The organism is uncultured Sphingomonas sp. (assembly GCF_913062585.1).
Classification (GTDB): Bacteria; Pseudomonadota; Alphaproteobacteria; order Sphingomonadales; family Sphingomonadaceae; genus Sphingomonas.
On the sequence record NZ_CAJXWX010000003.1, the window covers coordinates 164,441 to 182,267 of the forward strand.

Below are 17,827 nucleotides of genomic sequence, written 5' to 3' on the forward strand. Positions count from 1 at the left end.
CTGGGCGAGGTCGGGGCATGGGCTTCGACTTCGCTCAGCCTGAACGGCTGTTCTGGAAGGCAGCCACACATCCAAACCGACGTTCGGCCTGAGCGAAGTCGAAGGCCACGCCCAGACCTCGCCCCCCCCTCAAGCCTTCAGCTTCGCCAGCAACGCCTTCGCAGCGGCCGTCTCCGCCTCCTGCTTGTTCGCACCCGACGCAGAGGCCTCCGCCGTCCGCCCGATCCGCACCGTTACCGTAAAGCGCGGCGCGTGATGCGGCCCCGAACGATCCGTCACCACATATTCGGGCGCCTTGCGATTATGCGCGGCCGCCCATTCCTGCAGCGCCGACTTGGGATGCTGCGGCGCCTTGCCCTGCGCGTGGACCCGGTCGCCCCAGGCCTTGCGGACGAACGCCCGCGCCGCCTCCAGACCCGCCTCGCGATACCAGGCACCGATCAGCGCCTCCATCACGTCACCCAGCACATTGTCGCTGTCCGAGGCGCCATCGTCGCGCGCCTGCTTCCCCAGCTTCAGATGGTCGCGCACGCCCAGATCGCGCGCGACATCGGCACAGACCGCCCCCGTCACCAGCGCGTTGAGGCGGCGCGACAGCTGCCCCTCGGGCTCGGCGGGGAACTGCTCCCACAGCCATTCGGCCATGATGAGGCCCAGCACCCGGTCGCCCAGAAACTCCAGCCGCTCGTAATTCTCGGCCGCCTGGCTGCCATGGGTCAGCGCGCGGTGGAACGGGGCGGCATCGGCGGGGGCACGGCCGAGGATACCGGCCAGCCAGTCATCGACCGTGCTCAAAACCCCTCTCCGATCCGGTTCCAGCGCGCGGCCGATACCCAGGTCCAGGGCTTGATCCACTCGGCCGAGCCATCGGTCGAGAAGAAGGTGATCGCCGCGCGGCCCTCCAGCCGGTTCATCGGGATCATGCCCATGCCCTGGGGCGGGGCGAAGCGGCTGTCGGCCGAGTCGTCGCGATTGTCGCCCATCAGGAAGACATGCCCCTCGGGCACCTTGTAGAGGACCGTATCATCGCGATCGGGGAAATTGCCCTGGTCCAGCACCTCGTAGCTCTTGCCGTTCGGCAGCGTCTCGCGGAACCGGGCATAGCGGCAGACGGGCTTGCCATCGACCGTATCGACGAACGGGCCGCATTCCTTGAACCCGAAATTGGGCGTCAGCGGCAGGATGAAGTCGGCCACGCGCTGCTTGGGGATCGGGCGGCCGTTCAGGATCACCTGACCGTTCGTCACCTGGATCGTGTCATTGGGCAGGCCGATCACCCGCTTGATGACGTCATGATCGTCAGGCCCCGGCGAGCGGAACACCACCACGTCGCCGCGCGCCGGATCGCGCGCCAGGATATGGCCGGGCAGCAGCGGCAGGCCGAAGGGCAGCGACCAGCGCGAATAGCCGTAATTCCACTTCGTCACGAACAGATAGTCACCGATCAGCAGGCGCGGCAGCATTGATTCCGACGGAATGACGAACGACGTCACGATGAAGCTGCGCAGGATGAAGACGAACAGCGCCAGCTTCAGGAAAAAGCGCAGCGTGTCCTTCGCCTCGGACTTTTGTGGGGTATCGGCCATGCCCAGCGGGTTCGCGCAACCGCTTCGCGCCGTCAACCCAGCTCTTCAGGCCGCTCGACTCTTTCGCCGGAGGATCGGGGCCGTTAGAGGAACCGCCCCCGCCCTCATCGGTACATCCCTACACCCATGACCGATTTCATCCTCAACCTGATCGCCTGGGGCGGCTATTTCGGCATCTTCCTGCTGATGGCGCTGGAGAATATCGTACCCCCCATCCCGTCGGAGGTCATCATGGGCCTGGGCGGCATGGCGGTGGCGCGCGGGCAGATGGAGATGATCCCGCTGATCCTGTGGGGCACGGCGGGGACGACGGCGGGCAATTACGCCTGGTACGCGGTCGGTCGCTATATCGGTTACGAGCGTTTCCGGCCCTTTATCGACCGCCATGGCCGCTGGCTGACCATGGAGTGGCGCGATGTCGAGCGGCTACACCTGTTCTTCGTCCGGCATGGCGGCTGGGTCGTGTTCGTCTTCCGCTTCATGCCCGCCTTTCGCACGTTGATCTCGCTGCCCGCCGGGATCACACGGATGCCGCTCGCCAAGTTCCTGATCTGGACCTTTGCGGGCAGCACGATCTGGAACACCATCCTGGCCTATGCAGGGCTATGGCTGGGATCGAATTTCGAAGCGATCAACCGCTATATCGGCCCCGCCGCCATCGCGATGACGGTGGTGATGGTCGGCGGCTATCTCTGGCGCGTCCTCACCTGGAAGCCGCACGGCAAAGGATGATCAGGCGCGCGGATGCGCCGTGCGATAGATGTCGAGCAGATGGGCCGCATCGACCGCCGTATAGATTTGCGTCGAGCTGAGGCTGGCATGGCCCAGCAGTTCCTGGAGCTGCCGCAGATCGGCTCCGCGTCCCAGCAAATGGGTGGCGAAGCTGTGACGCAGCGCATGGGGTGTCGTCCGCGCGCCCAGGCCCAGCCGGTCCCGCGCACCCTGCACCGCCCGGCGGATGATAGCGGGGGATAGCGGCCCACCCTTGGCGCCCCGGAACAAGGGCTCGTTCGGGAGCAGCGGATAGGGACATTGCGCCGCATAGGCCTCGATCGCGGTCCGCAGTTCGGGGAGCAGCGGCACGATCCGCGTCTTGGCGCGCTTGCCCGTGACCCGGATCGTCTCGCCCAGCGGCAGGATGTCGGCGGTCAGCGCCATGGCCTCGCCGATGCGCAGACCCGCACCGTAGAGCAGCAGCAACACCGCCCAGTCGCGCGCCGCGATCCAGAGCTCGGCGGCATTCTCGCCGATATCCTCGCCCAGCGCCATGATGTCGGCGGGCGACTGCGGACGCGGCAGGCTGCGCTTGCGACGCGGGCCTTTCAGGGCGGGCGGCTCGATCCCCGCCCAGTGCAGGAAGGTGCGCACCGCCGACAATTCCCGCGCGGTCGAAGCGGCGGTCAGCCCCTCCCCCCGACGCCGCGCCAGATAGGCGCGCAGGTCGGCGGCGGTGATCCGGGCGAGGCTGGCGGCGTCGATCGCTTCCGCCCAATGCTCGGTGAGGAATCCGCATAACCGCTCGGCCGTGGCGACATAGGCGCGGACCGTGTGGTCGGATCGCCGCAGGTCGACGGTCAGGTGACGGTAATAGTCGGCGATCTGCGCGGTCATGGAGCGGGTTTAGGGGAATATCCTATCCGGTTGAACCGTTTCTCCGCTTCGTTCAGCCTAAGCGACGTCGAGGGCCAAGGGATTCCTTTTCCAAAGGCATGTGGCGAGGGCCGGAGCGTGGCCTTCGACTTCGCTCAGGCGGAACGGGGGTTTGAAATGATCCTCCCCTCCTCATTAGCCTCCGCGCACGCTTCTTGCCGCTCCTCTCCCGTAAACGGGAGAGGATGGGGGAGGGCACGGGGGTCTCACAGAGACCAGCCCCCGTGGCCTTGCCCCTCCCCAACCCCTCCCCCTGCCGGGAGAGGGGCTTCAAAAGAAAAAGGGGCGCTCCCTCGCGGAAACGCCCCCCTGTCTTCAATCCATCAGGACCGGATCAGCGATCGAGCACCGCGTCGATCGCGGCACCGACCTCGTCCATGCCCGCCATGCCGTCGACGCGCGTCACGATGCCGCGCGCTTCATAGATCGGCAGGATCGGCGCGGTCTTGGCGCGATATTCGGCCATGCGGGTGCGTACCGTCTCGGCATTATCGTCGGGACGGCGCTTGAACTCGGTCGAGCCGCACACGTCGCACACGCCCTCGACCTGGGTCGGCTTGAACCGGTCGTGATAACCCGTGCCGCACGACGCGCAGGTGAAGCGGCCCGTGATCCGCTCGACCAGCGCATCCTCGTCGACGCCCAGCTCGATCACATGGTCGAGCGCCTTGCCGCGTTCTGCCAGCAACACGTCCAGCGCCTCCGCCTGGGCGGCGGTGCGGGGATAGCCGTCAAAGATCGCGCCGCCTTCCGCTTCCGCCTGGTCCAGCCGTTCGCCGATCAGCGCCGAGACGATCGCGTCGGACACCAGCTCACCCGCGTCCATCACCGCCTTGGCCTGGAGCCCGACGGGCGTACCCGCCTTGACCGCCGCGCGGAGCATGTCCCCGGTCGACAGCTGCACCATGCCGCGATTGGCCACCAGCCGCTGCGCCTGGGTCCCCTTGCCCGCGCCCGGCGGCCCCAGCAGGATGATGTTCACGCCCACGTCTCTCTCCCCTCTTTCCCTTGGATCCGCCCCGCGATCAGCGTAGGCGGCCACCCTTCAGCTTCGCCTTCTTGATCAGATCGCCATATTGATGCGCGAGCAAGTGGCTCTGGATCTGCGTCACCGTGTCCATCGTCACGTTCACGACGATGAGCAGGCTGGTGCCACCCAGATAGAAGGGGATCTGCAACGCCGTCACCAGATATTCGGGCAGCAGGCAGATGATCGTCAGATAGGCCGCGCCGATGACCGTGATACGCGTCAGGACGTAATCGAGATAGGTCTCGGTATTCTTGCCCGGACGGATGCCGGGGATGAAGCCGCCATAGCGCTTCAGATTGTCCGCCGTCTCTTCCGGATTGAACACCACCGCGGTGTAGAAGAACGAGAAGAAGATGATGCCCGCGCCGTAGAGCAGCATATAAACGGGCGAGCCGTGCTGCAGATACTGGTTCAGGCTGATGATCAGGTCGCCCCAGCGGCTTTCACCCGCGACGCGCTGCCCCGCGAACTGCGAGATGGTCAGCGGCATCAGCAGCAGCGAGGAGGCGAAGATCGGCGGGATCACCCCCGCGGTGTTGATCTTCAGCGGCAGGTGGCTGCGATCGGCCTGCATCCCGCGCTGCGTCGCGCGCTTGGGATATTGGATCAGGATGCGGCGCTGGGCGCGCTCCATGAAGCAGATGAACAGGACGAGGAACACGACGGCCAGGATGATGCCGATCAGGCGCACCGCGTCGATGCTGCCGCTGCGCCCGCCCTCGAGCAGGTTGAGCAGCGTGGTCGGCAGATGCGCGACGATACCGGCCATGATGATCAGCGACACGCCGTTGCCGATACCCCGGGTGGTGATCTGCTCGCCCAGCCACATCAGGAACATCGTGCCGCCGATCAGCGAGACGATGGCCGACATGATGAACACCGCACCGGGCTCGACGACCGCACCGCCCCCCTCGAAGCCCCGCGCCAGCGCATAGCCCTGGATGGCGGTCAGCGCGACGGTGCCATAGCGGGTATACTGGTTGAGCTTCTTGCGGCCCGACTCGCCTTCCTTCTTGATCGCGGCGAGCTGCGGCATCAGCGAGGTCGCGAGCTGCACGACGATCGAAGCCGTGATGTACGGCATGACGCCCAGCGCGATCAACGACGCGCGGGACAGCGCACCGCCCGAGAAGGTGTTGAAGAAGTCGAGGACACCGCCCTGCGTGCGATTGGCCAGGCTGGTCAGGCCGACAGGGTCGATGCCCGGCAGCGGGACATAGCTGAGCAGGCGGAAGACGATCAGCGCGCCGATCGTGAACCACAGCCGCTTCTTGAGGTCGGTGGCCTTGGCGAATTTCGCCAGGCTGATGCTTTGCGCCATCTGGTCGGCTGCGGATGCCATAGCTGTTGCGTTATCCTGGAAACGAAAAACGGCGGGATGCGTTTTGAACCGCCCCGCCGCTCATATAGGCGCGAAGACGCGCTTGTCTAACCCGGATGAAAAATCCGCCGCTGTCGCTGTGGCTTTTCACCAAGCAACAGCGACGGATCTTATCCGGTTCAGGCCTTGGCGGCGAGCTTCGCGGCGCGGGTCTGGCCCTTCTTCGCGGCAGCCTTTTCAGCGGCGGGCACGACGTGCGGCACGTCGACCGAACCACCGACCTTCTCGACGGCGGCGCGGGCCGAAGCCGACACACCCTGCACGACGAACGACAGCTTGGCGGTCAGCTCGCCCTTGGCCAGCAGACGCACGCCGTCCTTGCCGCCACGCGCCAGGCCAGCGGCCTTCAGCGCGGCGTGGTCGATCGTGCCGTCGGTCTTCAGCTTGCCCGAATCGACCGCCTTCTGAATCGCGCCCAGGTTCACCTCGGCATAGTCCTTGGCGAAGATGTTGTTGAAGCCGCGCTTCGGCAGACGCATGTGGAGCGGCATCTGACCGCCCTCGAAGCCCGCGATGGACACGCCCTCACGGCTCTTCTGGCCCTTGACGCCGCGACCACCGGTCTTGCCCTTGCCCGAACCGATACCGCGACCAACGCGGATCTTGGACTTGCGGGCACCCTGGTTGTCGAAAAGTTCGTTCAGCTTCATGATTTGCACTCGCTTTCGCTTGTTTCGCGCATGGCCGTCACTCGGGAAGAATCACGACCGCTGGATAAAAGGAAGGGGGCCGCATAGCCCCCTTCCCCGTGTTTGTCACTGTTCAATGTGACGGATGTGAGACTGTCTTACGACAGGGCTCAGTCCACCACCTGAACCATGTGCTGCACCTTGCGGATCATGCCGCGGACTTCAGGGCTGTCCTGAAGCTCGGAGACCTTGTGCATCTTGTTCAGGCCCAGGCCGACGAGGGTCGCGCGCTGGTCCTTGGTGCGGCGGATCGGCGAACCGGTCTGCTTGATCTTGATGGTAGCCATGGTCGCTTACTCCACGACGGCCGCGGCTTCCGCCTCGGCAGTCTGCTGGGTGGCACCGTGACCGCGACCCAGCAGGTCGGCGATCTTCTTGCCACGACGCTGCGCCACCGCCTTCGGCGAAGTCTGGTCGCCCAGCGCTTCGAAAGTGGCACGGATCATGTTGTACGGGTTCGACGTACCGACCGACTTCGTCACCACGTCGGCGACGCCGAGCGATTCGAAGATGGCGCGCATCGGACCACCGGCGATGATGCCGGTCCCCTGCGGGGCCGAACGCAGCGTCACGCGACCCGCACCGAAATGGCCGTTGCCATCATGATGCAGCGTGCGACCGTCCTTCAGCGGAACGCGGACCATCGCCTTCTTGGCGGCAGCCGTCGCCTTCGAGATGGCTTCCGGCACTTCGCGCGCCTTGCCATGACCGAAGCCCGCACGTCCCTTGCCGTCGCCGACCACGACGAGCGCGGCGAAGCCGAAACGCTTACCACCCTTCACGGTCTTCGAGACGCGGTTGATGTGGACGAGCTTTTCGATCAGCTCTTCGCCCTGCTCCTCGGGGTTACCGCGACGGTCGTCGCGACGACCACGGTTGCCGTCACGGCCACCACGGCCGCGGTCACCGCCGCCCGGACCACGGCCACGGCCGCCCCGGGGACCACGACCCTGGGTCGCGTCCTGCGCGGCGCCTTCGGCACCGGCAACGGCCACGTTGTTCTCGTCAGCCATATTAGAACTCCAATCCCGCTTCGCGTGCCGCCTCGGCCAGCGCCTTGACGCGACCGTGGAACAGGAAGCCGCCACGGTCGAAAACGACCTGCGTGACGCCGGCGGCCTTGGCCTTCTCGGCCACGCGCTTGCCGACTTCGCTCGCCGCTGCGACGTTCGCGCCCGACTGGCCGCGTGCGTCCTTTTCCAGCGTCGAGGCCGAAGCCACGGTACGACCTGCCTCGTCGTCGATCACTTGGGCATAGATGTGCTTGCCCGAGCGATGCACCGACAGGCGCGGACGGGTGCCGGCCCGCGCACGCAGCGCGGTACGGTTGCGCCGACGGCGCTTCTCGAAAAGAGAGAGACCCTTGGTCATTACTTCTTCTTCCCTTCCTTGCGGAAGATGAACTCGCCGTCGTACTTGATGCCCTTGCCCTTATACGGCTCGGGCTTGCGCCAGCGGCGGATCTCGGCGGCCAGCTGGCCGACCTTCTGCTTGTCCGCACCGCTGATTTCGACGGTGGTGGCGTCCGGCGTCTTCACCTCGAGGCCTTCCGGCACGTCGATGTTGACGTCGTGGCTGTAGCCAAGCTGCAGCTTCAGGGTCTTGCCCTGCGCGGCGGCGCGGTAGCCGACGCCGGTGATGACCAGCTTCTTCGAGAAGCCTGCGGTCACGCCAGTGACGAGGTTCTGCACCATGGTGCGCTGCATGCCCCAGAAGGCGCGAGCGCGCTTCGTGGCGTTGGCAGGCTGCACGGCGATGGCGTCCGCCTGGACGTCATAGCTGATCTCGTCGGCGAGCGGCATGGAAAGGGTGCCCTTGGGCCCCTTCACGCTCAGCACCTTGTCGGCGATGGTCGCGGTGACGCCGGCCGGAACCGGGACCGCCTTCTTACCGATGCGGCTCATCAGAACACCTCCGCCAGGACTTCGCCACCGACATTCTGCTCGCGCGCTTCGGCGTCCGACAGAACGCCACGCGGCGTCGACACGATGGTGATGCCCAGGCCGTTGCGAACGCGCGGCAGGTCCTGCGCGCCCGAATAGATACGGCGGCCAGGCTTCGAGATGCGCGCGACATGCTTGATCGCGGGCTGGCCCTCGAAATACTTCAGCTCGATGCGGATGCCGGCCGCGGGGCCCATCTGCTCTTCGCTGTAGCCACGGATATAGCCCTCGCGCTGAAGCACGTCGAGCACGCGGGCGCGCAGCTTCGACGCAGGCGTCAGGACGGAGTCCTTGCGCGCGCGCTGGCCGTTGCGGATGCGGGTGAGCAAGTCACCCAGGGGATCGGTCACTGCCATCTCAAATGGTCCTTACCAGCTCGACTTGGTGACGCCGGGGATCTGGCCCTTGTTGGCCAGTTCACGCAGCATGACGCGAGCGAGACGGAACTTGCGGTAATACGCACGCGGACGACCGGTGATCTCGCAACGGTTGCGGATACGGGTCGGGTTGCCGTTACGGGGAATCTCGGCCATCTTCAGGCGCGCGATCAGACGCTCGGTCTCATCGAGGCTCTGGTCGTTCGCGATCGCCTTCAGCTTCGCGTACTTGCCCGCATACTTCTTGACGAGAGCGCGACGCTTCTCGTTCTTATTGATTGAACTCAGTTTCGCCATGGACTTAAGCTCTTTCTGTAAGGACCCCCTCCCCGGCGTGGAGAGGGGGCAGTCCGGTTACGCTGCCTTCTTCTCGTCGGCAGCGTCTTCCTTGGGGAACGGGAAGCCGAACAGACGGAGCAGCTCGCGCGCTTCGTCGTCGGTCTTCGCCGAGGTGGTCACGATCACATCCATGCCGCGCACCTTGTCGATGCGGTCATAGTTGATTTCGGGGAAGATGATCTGTTCCTTGATGCCGCAGGCATAGTTGCCGCGACCGTCGAAGGACTTCGGATTCAGGCCGCGGAAGTCGCGAACGCGCGGCAGCGCGATCGTGATGAAGCGGTCCAGAAATTCGTACATGCGCTCGCGACGCAGCGTGACCTTCACACCGATCGGCATGCCTTCACGCAGCTTGAACTGCGCGATCGACTTCTTCGCCTTGGTGATGACGGGCTTCTGACCCGCGATCAGCTCCATCTCGGAGGCGGCCTGGTCGACGCGCTTCTTGTCCTGCGTCGCTTCGCCCACGCCCATGTTGAGCACGATCTTCTCGATCCGGGGGATCTCGTTGACGTTCTTGTAACCGAACTTGTCGGTCATCGCCTTGATGATGCTATCCTCGTAGATAGCCTTCATGCGGGGCTTGTAATCAGCCATCGATCTTCTCCCCGGTCTTGACGGCCACGCGGACCTTCTTGCCATCCTGCGTCTCGAAACGGACGCGGGTGGGCTTGCCGTCGGCGGTCACGTGCGCGACCTTCGAGACGTGCAGCGGCGCAGCCGTGCGCTCCAGGCCACCCTGCGGGTTCGCCTGGGTCGGCTTGCGGTGGCGGGTCGCGATGTTGATGCCATCGACGACGACCTTGCCGTCCTTGGGCATCGACACCGACACGGTGCCGGTCTTGCCCTTGTCCTTGCCGGACAGGACGATGACGCGATCGCCCTTCTTGATCTTGGCGGCGGCCATTACAGCACCTCCGGAGCCAGCGAGATGATCTTCATGTGCTTCTTGCCGCGAAGCTCACGCACGACCGGGCCAAAGATACGGGTGCCGATCGGCTCCTCGTTCTTGTTGACCAGCACGGCGGCGTTACCGTCGAAACGGATCACCGAACCGTCGGCGCGACGGATGTCCTTGGCGGTACGCACGATCACCGCGCGGTGAACGTCGCCCTTCTTCACGCGGCCACGCGGCTGCGCTTCCTTGACGCTGACGACGATGATGTCGCCGACCGATGCGGTACGGCGCTTCGAGCCGCCCAGCACCTTGATGCACTGCACCCGCTTCGCGCCGCTGTTGTCCGCGACGTCGAGATTGGACTGCATCTGGATCATGGATCCGCTTCCTTCTCTCTTCTGGGGAGGATACCGACCCTACCCCGCCTTAAAAAACGACCCCCGGCGCAGGGTGACCCGCGCCAGGGGGAGAGGCCCCTTAGCCACTCCTGGTCCGAAAGGCAAGCGAGTCGCTTCGCCCTTCGACCAATCCGCTCATCACCCCCGAAAGGGCGGCTTTCACTCCGAACCCCGCCCCTCCTTGCCGGAGAAGCGGGGTCCGAAATCAAAGACTTCAGCCCTCGGCCGAGGCCCGTTCCGGCGTCAAGTGGGTATCGACCCGCTCGACGACCTTCCAGGTCTTCAGCTTCGAGATCGGGGCGGTCTCTTCGATCCGCACCGTCTCACCGGCCTTGTACTCGTTCGCCTCGTCATGGGCGTGGTACTTCTTCGACCGACGGATGATCTTGCCGTAGAGGGGGTGCTTAACCTTCCGCTCCACATTGACGACGACCGTCTTGTCGGTCTTGTCCGAGACAATCACCCCGGTCAGCACGCGCTTCGGCATGTGTCTCGGTCCTTACTTGGCAGCCGCAGCGGAGCGCTGCGCCTGGATGGTCTTGATCCGCGCGATGTCGCGACGGACTTCCTTGACCCGGCTGGGCTTTTCGAGTTGGCTCGTGGCCGCCTGGAAGCGCAGGTTGAACTGCTCACGCTTCAGGTTGCCCAGCGCCTCGACGAGCTGGTCGTCGCTCTGGCCGGTATATTCAGTCTTGGCCATTACTCGCCTCCGAGGTGCGAGGTGTCGCCCAGGCGGGCAACGACCTTGGTCTTGATGGGCAGCTTCATCGCGGCGCGCTCGAATGCTTCGGCGGCCAGCGGGCCGTCGACACCGTCGAGCTCGAACAGGATGCGACCCGGCTTCACGCGGGCGGCCCAGAATTCCGGCGAACCCTTACCCGAGCCCATGCGGACTTCGGCAGGCTTCGACGAGACGGGCACGTCCGGGAAGATGCGGATCCAGAGACGCCCCTGGCGCTTGATGTGACGCGTGATCGCGCGGCGAGCCGCCTCGATCTGGCGAGCGGTGATGCGCTCCGGCTCCATGGCCTTCAGGCCATAGGAACCGAAATTCAGGCTCGTGCCGCCCTTCGCATCGCCGTGGATGCGGCCCTTGAAGGCCTTGCGGAACTTGGTGCGCTTTGGTTGCAGCATGTTCTTTGATCCTTAGCGGCGATGATCGTCGCGCGCCGGGCGCACGCCGGAGGTCTGAGCCTCCATCATCAGCCGGTCCTGCGCCATGGGATCATGACCCAGGATCTCGCCCTTGAAGATCCACACCTTCACGCCGCACACGCCATAAGCGGTGTGTGCCTGCGCTTCGGCATAGTCGACGTTCGCACGCAGCGTGTGCAGCGGAACGCGGCCTTCACGATACCATTCGGTCCGCGCGATTTCCGCGCCGCCCAGACGGCCGCCGCAGGTGATACGGATGCCTTCGGCGCCCAGACGGAGCGCGGACTGCACCGCACGCTTCATGGCGCGGCGGAACGCGATACGGCGCTCCAACTGGTCGGCCACGCCCTGTGCAACGAGCTTGGCGTCGATCTCGGGCTTGCGGATTTCGACGATGTTCAGCGACACGTCGGACGAGGTCATCGAACCCAGCTTCTTGCGAAGCTTTTCGATGTCGGCGCCCTTCTTGCCGATGATCACGCCCGGACGCGCCGCGAAGATCGAGATGCGGCACAGCTTGGCCGGACGCTCGATGACGACCTTCGAGATCGCGGCCTGGGGCAGCGTCTTCATGATGAACTGGCGGATCTTCAGATCCTCCAGCAGCAGGCGGCCATAGTCATGGCCTTCGGCGAACCAGCGGCTGTCCCAGGTACGGTTGATCTGGAGACGCAGGCCGATCGGATTGCTCTTCTGACCCATTATGCTTCTTCCTGCTCGCGGACGACGATGCGGAGCCGCGAAAACGGCTTCAGGATGCGGGTGGACTTGCCACGACCGCGCGTCGCGAAACGCTTCATGGTGATCGACTTGCCGACCGACGCCTCGGCGACGACGAGCGAGTCGACGTCGAGGTTGTGGTTGTTCTCGGCATTGGCGATCGCGGAGGCCAGGATCTTGCGCGCGTCGACAGCCATCGCCTTCGTCGAGAAGGCCAGGATGTTCATCGCGTCGCCGACCTTCTTGCCGCGGATCAGGGCCGCGACCAGGTTCAGCTTCTGCGCCGAACCACGGATCTGCGTGCCGACCGACAGCGCTTCCTTGTCACCGACCTTGCGGGGGGATGCGGGCTTCGACATCAGCGCTTACCCTTCTTGTCGGCAGCGTGGCCGGGGAAGTAGCGCGTGGGCGCGAATTCACCGAGCTTCATGCCGACCATGTCCTCGTTCACCGAGACGGGAACGAACTTGCGACCATTGTAGACGTTGAAGGTCAGGCCGACGAACGACGGCAGGATGGTCGAGCGACGCGACCAGGTCTTGATCGGACCTGCGCGGTTGCCAGCATCCTGAGCCACTTCGGCCTTCTTCAGGAGATGGAGGTCCACGAAAGGACCCTTCCAAACGGAACGAGCCATTGCGTGTTAGCCCTTCTTCTTGGCGTGACGGCTACGGATGATCATCTTGTCCGTCGCCTTGTTGTGACGAGTGCGCGCACCCTTCGTCGGCTTGCCCCACGGGGTGACCGGATGACGGCCGCCCGAGGTCCGGCCTTCACCACCGCCGTGCGGGTGGTCGACCGGGTTCTTCGCAACACCGCGGGTCAGCGGGCGATGGCCCTTCCAACGGTTGCGACCAGCCTTCGCCAGGTTGGTGTTGCCGTTGTCGGGGTTCGACACCGCGCCGACGGTCGCCATGCAGTTCGCATGGATGTAGCGCTGCTCGCCCGAGTTCAGACGGACGATGACCATGCCCTTGTCGCGGCCCACGACCTGCACATAGGTGCCGGCCGAACGTGCGATCTGACCGCCCTTGCCGGGCTTCATCTCGACGTTGTGGACGATCGTGCCGACCGGCATCTGGCCCAGTTCCATCGCGTTGCCCGGCTTCACGTCGGTCTTCTTGCCCGCGATCACCTTGTCGCCGACAGCGAGGCGCTGCGGTGCGATGATGTAGGACTGGTCGACCTTGCCGGCTTCGTCGGTGCCATAGTTGATGAGCGCGATGAAGGCGGTGCGGTTGGGATCATATTCGATCCGCTCCACGGTGCCCTCGACGTCCCACTGGCGACGCTTGAAGTCGATAAAGCGATAGCGCTGCTTGTGGCCGCCCGCGATACCGCGGCTGGTCACATGGCCCTTGTTGTTGCGGCCGCCGGTCTTGCGCTTGCCTTCGGTGAGCGCCTTGACAGGCGCGCCCTTCCAGAGCGCCGAGCGGTCGACGAGGATCAGGCCGCGGCGGGCCGGGCTCGTCGGGTTATAATGCTTGAGTGCCATCGCCTCAGATCCCCGTCGTCACGTCAATGGACTGACCGTCCTTGAGGGTGACGATCGCCTTCTTCATGTCGGAACGCTGATAGGGCGCACCCTTCCAACGCTTCGTCTTGCCCTTCTGGACGATCGTGTTCACGCCGGTGACGGTCACGTCGAACAGAGCCTCGACAGCCGCCTTGATCTCGGGCTTGGTAGCCCCCGAAGCGACCTTGAACACCACGGCGTTGTGCTCGCTGAGGAGCGTCGCCTTCTCGGTGATGTGCGGCGCGACGATCACGTCGTAATGACGCGGATCGACCGCCTTCTGCTGCTTAGCCATTAAAACGGGCCTCCAGCTTTTCGACAGCCGAGCGCGTCAGCACCAGGGTGTCATGCTTCAGAATGTCGTAGACATTGGCGCCAGCGGCCGGAAGGACGTTGATTTCCTTCAGGTTGCCTGCGGCCAGTGCGAACGACGTCTCGACGGCGTCGCCATCGATGACCAGCGCGGTCTTGCCGAAGCCGAGCTTCACCAGATCGCCCTGCAGCGTCTTCGTCTTGTTACCCTCGACGGCCAGATCGTTCATCACGATCAGCGAACCCGCCTTGGCGTGGCTCGACAGCGCCATCTTCAGGCCCAGAGCGCGAACCTTCTTGTTCAGGCCCGGGTTGAAGTCGCGGACGCGGGCGCCGTGCGCCTTACCACCGCCGATGAAGACGGGGGCCCGACGATCGCCGTGACGAGCGACACCGCCGCCCTTCTGGCGACCGAGCTTCTTGCCCGAGCGGGCGACATCGGCGCGCTCACGGGTGCCGCGCGCGGTGGCGCGACGCTTTTCCAGCTGCCAGGTCACAACGCGGTGCAGGATGTCGGCGCGCGGATCGAGGCCGAAGACCTCGTCGTTGAGCTCGATGTCCGCGGCGTCGGTGCCGGCGAAGGATTGAACCTTGACCTTCACGACTTAGCCCTCCTGGCTCTCGGTGGCTTCCGGAGCAGGCTCGGCAGAAGCGTTGTTGTTGGCGGCCGCCTTGATGCTGGCGGGGAACGGGGCGTCAGCGTGGCGCGAAACCTTGACCGCGTCCTTGACGATCAGCCAGCCACCCTTCGAGCCGGGCACCGAGCCCTTGACGAAGATCAGGCCGCGCTCGACGTCGGTCGACACGATTTCCAGGTTCTGCTGCGTGCGGTTCTTGTCGCCCATGTGGCCGGCCATCTTCTTGTTCTTGAAGACGCGGCCCGGATCCTGACGGTTACCGGTCGAACCATGCGAACGGTGCGAGACCGAGACGCCGTGGGTCGCGCGCAGACCACCGAAGTTCCAGCGCTTCATCGCACCGGCAAAGCCCTTACCCTGGGTACGACCCTGGATATCGACATACTGCCCGGCAACGAAGTGGTCGGCGGCGATTTCCGCGCCGACGTCCAACAGGCCGTCTTCGTTCACGCGGAACTCGACCAGCACCTGCTTGGGCTCGACTTCGGCCTTGCCGAAGTGGCCACGCTGCGGCTTGGCAACATTCTTGGTCTTGGCGACACCTGCACCAAGCTGGACGGCGGTGTAGCCGTCACGATCCATCTCGCGGCGAGCGACGACCTGTACGCCTTCAAGCGCCAGGACGGTGACCGGCACGTGCCGACCATCGTCCTGGAACAGGCGGGTCATCCCCAGCTTCTTCGCGATCACGCCGGTACGCATGATCCTGTTCCTTCCTCGACAGAGGCCCCCAAGAACCATTCAAGGGGGGCATATCCAGCCCGATTAAAGCGAAACGAGCCCCCGTCCCGGGCTGGTGACCGGCGAACCGGTCAGACGGGGGACGCTGCCCCGGCACCATCTCGCTTGCGCGAAACCACCGGGCGGTATCCCTTAAGAGTGCCGGATCGCGGGAGCGACCTCAGCGCGTTGCCTGGCAGCTTTAGAACCAGGAAACGCCAAAATCCCGTGGGACGGAATCGTCGACCACGGGAATGCTGGCCCTCTTACGCCAGCTTGATCTCGACATCAACACCTGCGGCGAGGTCGAGCTTCATCAGCGCATCGACGGTCTGCGGGGTCGGCTGCACGATGTCCAGCATCCGCTTGTAGGTGCGGACCTCGAACTGCTCGCGCGACTTCTTGTCGATGTGCGGACCACGGTTGACCGTGAACTTCTCGATGCGCGTCGGAAGCGGGATCGGACCGCGGATAAGAGCGCCGGTGCGGCGCGCGGTGTCGGCGATGTCGCCGGTCGCCTGATCGAGCACGCGATGGTCGAACGCCTTCAGACGAATGCGGATATTGCTGTCCATGATCCCTACCGATGCGAAAGAGCGGGCCTTCAGGTCTCCCACGCGGTGAGCGGCAAGTGCGATCGGCTATCCGACCGGGCACTCGACCGTTCGCCGTCAAGGCGACCCTGGGCCGAAACAAACTCTGGGTTACGACAAGAGCGGAAAACCACCCCTGCCCTCATTAAAAGCAAAAGGCCGACTCCGGTGTTTCCGGTGCCAGCCGATTCCCTCAAGGCGTGTGCCTATACGCATATGGCGAGGGCGCCGCAAGGGGTGCGCGGCGGTTTTTGTTGGAGGGGATGGAACCAGCGCCCACCAGCCGAAAATCCCGACTTCCGTTCAGCCTGAGCGAAGTCGAAGGCCACGGGAAAGCGGAGAGCGCCGGGCGTGCACTTCGACTTCGCTCGGTGCGGACGGAGCTGGACCGCCCTCCCCCTTCCCACCCGCTGGCGCGGGCGGGCCCCTTCCCTCTCCCACCGGGAGAGGGAGGGAGGCGCGTAGCGCCGGAAGGGTGAGGGTGTATCACCCACGACCCCACACACGAAAAAGGCCGACCCCGTTGCCGGGGCCGGCCCTTTCCTAAGAAGTATCAGGCTTTCGCCCGAGACTTACTTGTCGATCGAGCTGACGACGCCCGCGCCGACGGTACGGCCGCCTTCACGGATCGTGAAGCGCTGACCGATGTCCATGGCGATCGGAGCGATCAGCTTCACGCCCAGAGCGACGTTGTCGCCCGGCATGACCATCTCGGTGCCCTCAGGCAGCTCGACGGTGCCGGTCACGTCGGTCGTGCGGAAGTAGAACTGCGGACGATAGTTCGCGAAGAACGGGGTGTGACGGCCGCCTTCTTCCTTCGACAGGACGTACACTTCCGACTGGAAGTCGGTGTGCGGGGTGATCGAACCCGGCTTGGCCAGAACCTGACCACGCTCGACTTCGTCACGAGCGACGCCACGGATCAGCGCACCGATGTTGTCGCCGGCCTGGCCCGAGTCGAGCAGCTTGCGGAACATTTCGACACCGGTGACGGTGGTCTTGCGGGTGTCGTTGATGCCGACGATCTCGACTTCTTCACCAACCTTGATGATGCCGGTTTCGACACGGCCGGTGACGACGGTGCCGCGACCCGAGATCGAGAACACGTCTTCGATCGGCATCATGAACGGCTTGTCGAGCGGACGCTCCGGCTGCGGGATGTATTCGTCGACCTGCTTCATCAGCTCGAGAACGGCATCCTTGCCGAACTTGTCGTTCGAACCCGACAGCGCGCAGGTCGCCGAACCCTTGACGACGGGGATGTCGTCGCCCGGGAATTCGTACGAGCTCAGCAGCTCGCGGATTTCCAGCTCGACCAGCTCGAGGATTTCCTCGTCATCGACCAGGTCGACCTTGTTCATGAACACGACCATCGCGGGCACGCCGACCTGGCGGGCCAGCAGGATGTGCTCGCGGGTCTGCGGCATCGGGCCGTCGGTCGACGAAACGACGAGGATCGCGCCGTCCATCTGCGCCGCGCCGGTGATCATGTTCTTCACATAGTCGGCGTGGCCGGGGCAGTCGACGTGCGCATAGTGGCGCGCTTCGGTCTCATACTCGACGTGCGCGGTCGAGATGGTGATGCCGCGCTCACGCTCTTCCGGCGCCTTGTCGATGTTCGCGAAGTCCACCGCCGCGTTGCCGGCGACGTTATCGGCCAGAACCTTGGTGATCGCTGCGGTCAGCGAGGTCTTGCCATGGTCGACGTGGCCGATGGTGCCGATGTTGAGGTGCGGCTTGTTCCGCTCGAATTTTGCCTTTGCCATTTTCCTACCTTCTGAATCGAATTCGGTGCCGCATCCGAGGCCACGCGAACGCGGCCCCATAGCGGGTGTTTCAGGTGATTGCCAGCCCCTAGCGTCATCGCGCCTGCCGGTCGCCC

28 protein-coding genes are annotated in these 17,827 nt (G+C 64.8%); 1 reads left to right on the plus strand and 27 read right to left on the minus strand.

Annotated elements, in window-relative coordinates:
• Nucleotides 1–129 precede the first annotated feature (129 nt).
• Both rnc and lepB read right to left on the minus strand, forming a co-directional pair.
• The gene (gene rnc / locus QZ546_RS04130) at nucleotides 130–837 is read right to left on the minus strand and encodes a ribonuclease III (RefSeq protein ID WP_294235254.1); all 708 of its coding nucleotides are present in this window, start codon (nucleotides 835–837) and stop codon (nucleotides 130–132) included.
• On the minus strand, nucleotides 792–1,586 hold the full coding sequence (gene lepB / locus QZ546_RS04135) for a signal peptidase I (RefSeq protein ID WP_294235087.1): 795 nt from the start codon (nucleotides 1,584–1,586) through the stop codon (nucleotides 792–794). Before lepB ends, rnc begins: the two co-directional genes overlap by 46 nt.
• A gap of 126 nt (nucleotides 1,587–1,712) precedes the next feature.
• On the opposite strand from lepB, the gene QZ546_RS04140 reads away from it, so the two are divergent.
• Nucleotides 1,713–2,318 (plus strand): DedA family protein, encoded by a 606-nt coding sequence (locus tag QZ546_RS04140; protein ID WP_294235089.1) that lies wholly within the window; start codon nucleotides 1,713–1,715, stop codon nucleotides 2,316–2,318.
• Here the strand turns inward: QZ546_RS04140 and QZ546_RS04145 are convergent, their stop codons facing one another.
• The 25 genes from QZ546_RS04145 to tuf all read right to left on the minus strand — a co-directional run bounded on the left by QZ546_RS04145 (nucleotide 2,319) and on the right by tuf (nucleotide 17,711).
• Complete coding sequence (locus QZ546_RS04145) at nucleotides 2,319–3,197, minus strand: tyrosine recombinase XerC (protein WP_294235091.1); 879 nt, start codon at nucleotides 3,195–3,197, stop codon at nucleotides 2,319–2,321. It abuts the gene before it with no gap.
• A gap of 373 nt (nucleotides 3,198–3,570) precedes the next feature.
• Entirely contained in the window at nucleotides 3,571–4,218 is a 648-nt protein-coding gene (locus QZ546_RS04150; RefSeq protein ID WP_294235093.1) for an adenylate kinase, read from the minus strand.
• Between the two features lie 43 nt (nucleotides 4,219–4,261).
• Nucleotides 4,262–5,608: a preprotein translocase subunit SecY gene (gene secY, locus QZ546_RS04155; protein ID WP_294235095.1), complete on the minus strand. Its 1,347-nt coding sequence runs from the start codon at nucleotides 5,606–5,608 to the stop codon at nucleotides 4,262–4,264.
• Nucleotides 5,609–5,766: 158 nt separating this feature from the next.
• A complete protein-coding gene (gene rplO, locus QZ546_RS04160) occupies nucleotides 5,767–6,297 on the minus strand; it encodes a 50S ribosomal protein L15 (protein ID WP_294235097.1) in 531 nt (176 codons plus the stop codon).
• A 149-nt stretch (nucleotides 6,298–6,446) separates the two neighbouring features.
• Complete coding sequence (rpmD, locus tag QZ546_RS04165; RefSeq protein ID WP_042491154.1) at nucleotides 6,447–6,623, minus strand: 50S ribosomal protein L30; 177 nt, start codon at nucleotides 6,621–6,623, stop codon at nucleotides 6,447–6,449.
• 6 nt (nucleotides 6,624–6,629) lie between these two features.
• Nucleotides 6,630–7,349 (minus strand): 30S ribosomal protein S5, encoded by a 720-nt coding sequence (gene rpsE, locus QZ546_RS04170; RefSeq protein WP_294235099.1) that lies wholly within the window; start codon nucleotides 7,347–7,349, stop codon nucleotides 6,630–6,632.
• A gap of 1 nt (nucleotide 7,350) precedes the next feature.
• Nucleotides 7,351–7,707, minus strand: a complete 357-nt coding sequence (gene rplR, locus QZ546_RS04175; RefSeq protein ID WP_007406066.1) for a 50S ribosomal protein L18 — start codon at nucleotides 7,705–7,707, stop codon at nucleotides 7,351–7,353.
• Nucleotides 7,707–8,240, minus strand: a complete 534-nt coding sequence (rplF, locus tag QZ546_RS04180; protein ID WP_261269265.1) for a 50S ribosomal protein L6 — start codon at nucleotides 8,238–8,240, stop codon at nucleotides 7,707–7,709. The genes rplR and rplF overlap by 1 nt, the downstream gene beginning before the upstream one ends.
• Complete coding sequence (gene rpsH / locus QZ546_RS04185; protein ID WP_294235102.1) at nucleotides 8,240–8,635, minus strand: 30S ribosomal protein S8; 396 nt, start codon at nucleotides 8,633–8,635, stop codon at nucleotides 8,240–8,242. The genes rplF and rpsH overlap by 1 nt, the downstream gene beginning before the upstream one ends.
• A gap of 12 nt (nucleotides 8,636–8,647) precedes the next feature.
• On the minus strand, nucleotides 8,648–8,953 hold the full coding sequence (gene rpsN, locus QZ546_RS04190; RefSeq protein WP_042491166.1) for a 30S ribosomal protein S14: 306 nt from the start codon (nucleotides 8,951–8,953) through the stop codon (nucleotides 8,648–8,650).
• Nucleotides 8,954–9,010: 57 nt separating this feature from the next.
• Entirely contained in the window at nucleotides 9,011–9,592 is a 582-nt protein-coding gene (gene rplE, locus QZ546_RS04195) for a 50S ribosomal protein L5 (RefSeq protein ID WP_294235105.1), read from the minus strand.
• Nucleotides 9,585–9,902, minus strand: coding sequence for a 50S ribosomal protein L24 (rplX, locus tag QZ546_RS04200; protein WP_294235107.1), 318 nt, complete (start codon nucleotides 9,900–9,902; stop codon nucleotides 9,585–9,587). The genes rplE and rplX overlap by 8 nt, the downstream gene beginning before the upstream one ends.
• Nucleotides 9,902–10,270, minus strand: coding sequence for a 50S ribosomal protein L14 (gene rplN, locus QZ546_RS04205; RefSeq protein WP_007406105.1), 369 nt, complete (start codon nucleotides 10,268–10,270; stop codon nucleotides 9,902–9,904). Before rplN ends, rplX begins: the two co-directional genes overlap by 1 nt.
• A gap of 235 nt (nucleotides 10,271–10,505) precedes the next feature.
• On the minus strand, nucleotides 10,506–10,778 hold the full coding sequence (gene rpsQ, locus QZ546_RS04210; RefSeq protein ID WP_294235109.1) for a 30S ribosomal protein S17: 273 nt from the start codon (nucleotides 10,776–10,778) through the stop codon (nucleotides 10,506–10,508).
• 12 nt (nucleotides 10,779–10,790) lie between these two features.
• Nucleotides 10,791–10,991 (minus strand): 50S ribosomal protein L29, encoded by a 201-nt coding sequence (gene rpmC, locus QZ546_RS04215; protein ID WP_267435509.1) that lies wholly within the window; start codon nucleotides 10,989–10,991, stop codon nucleotides 10,791–10,793.
• Nucleotides 10,991–11,425: a 50S ribosomal protein L16 gene (gene rplP, locus QZ546_RS04220; RefSeq protein ID WP_007406071.1), complete on the minus strand. Its 435-nt coding sequence runs from the start codon at nucleotides 11,423–11,425 to the stop codon at nucleotides 10,991–10,993. Before rplP ends, rpmC begins: the two co-directional genes overlap by 1 nt.
• A 12-nt stretch (nucleotides 11,426–11,437) precedes the next feature.
• A complete protein-coding gene (gene rpsC / locus QZ546_RS04225; protein WP_056430744.1) occupies nucleotides 11,438–12,148 on the minus strand; it encodes a 30S ribosomal protein S3 in 711 nt (236 codons plus the stop codon).
• Complete coding sequence (gene rplV / locus QZ546_RS04230; protein WP_042491177.1) at nucleotides 12,148–12,525, minus strand: 50S ribosomal protein L22; 378 nt, start codon at nucleotides 12,523–12,525, stop codon at nucleotides 12,148–12,150. The genes rpsC and rplV overlap by 1 nt, the downstream gene beginning before the upstream one ends.
• Nucleotides 12,525–12,803 (minus strand): 30S ribosomal protein S19, encoded by a 279-nt coding sequence (rpsS, locus tag QZ546_RS04235; protein WP_037569384.1) that lies wholly within the window; start codon nucleotides 12,801–12,803, stop codon nucleotides 12,525–12,527. Before rpsS ends, rplV begins: the two co-directional genes overlap by 1 nt.
• Nucleotides 12,804–12,809: 6 nt before the next feature.
• A complete protein-coding gene (gene rplB / locus QZ546_RS04240) occupies nucleotides 12,810–13,661 on the minus strand; it encodes a 50S ribosomal protein L2 (protein WP_042491179.1) in 852 nt (283 codons plus the stop codon).
• Between the two features lie 4 nt (nucleotides 13,662–13,665).
• Nucleotides 13,666–13,977 (minus strand): 50S ribosomal protein L23, encoded by a 312-nt coding sequence (locus tag QZ546_RS04245; protein ID WP_058716510.1) that lies wholly within the window; start codon nucleotides 13,975–13,977, stop codon nucleotides 13,666–13,668.
• Entirely contained in the window at nucleotides 13,970–14,596 is a 627-nt protein-coding gene (gene rplD / locus QZ546_RS04250; RefSeq protein ID WP_175313821.1) for a 50S ribosomal protein L4, read from the minus strand. Before rplD ends, QZ546_RS04245 begins: the two co-directional genes overlap by 8 nt.
• 3 nt (nucleotides 14,597–14,599) lie before the next feature.
• Entirely contained in the window at nucleotides 14,600–15,334 is a 735-nt protein-coding gene (gene rplC, locus QZ546_RS04255) for a 50S ribosomal protein L3 (protein WP_042491188.1), read from the minus strand.
• Nucleotides 15,335–15,618: 284 nt separating this feature from the next.
• Nucleotides 15,619–15,927 (minus strand): 30S ribosomal protein S10, encoded by a 309-nt coding sequence (gene rpsJ, locus QZ546_RS04260; protein WP_007406109.1) that lies wholly within the window; start codon nucleotides 15,925–15,927, stop codon nucleotides 15,619–15,621.
• A 590-nt stretch (nucleotides 15,928–16,517) separates the two neighbouring features.
• On the minus strand, nucleotides 16,518–17,711 hold the full coding sequence (gene tuf, locus QZ546_RS04265) for an elongation factor Tu (RefSeq protein WP_007406059.1): 1,194 nt from the start codon (nucleotides 17,709–17,711) through the stop codon (nucleotides 16,518–16,520).
• Nucleotides 17,712–17,827 lie beyond the last annotated feature (116 nt).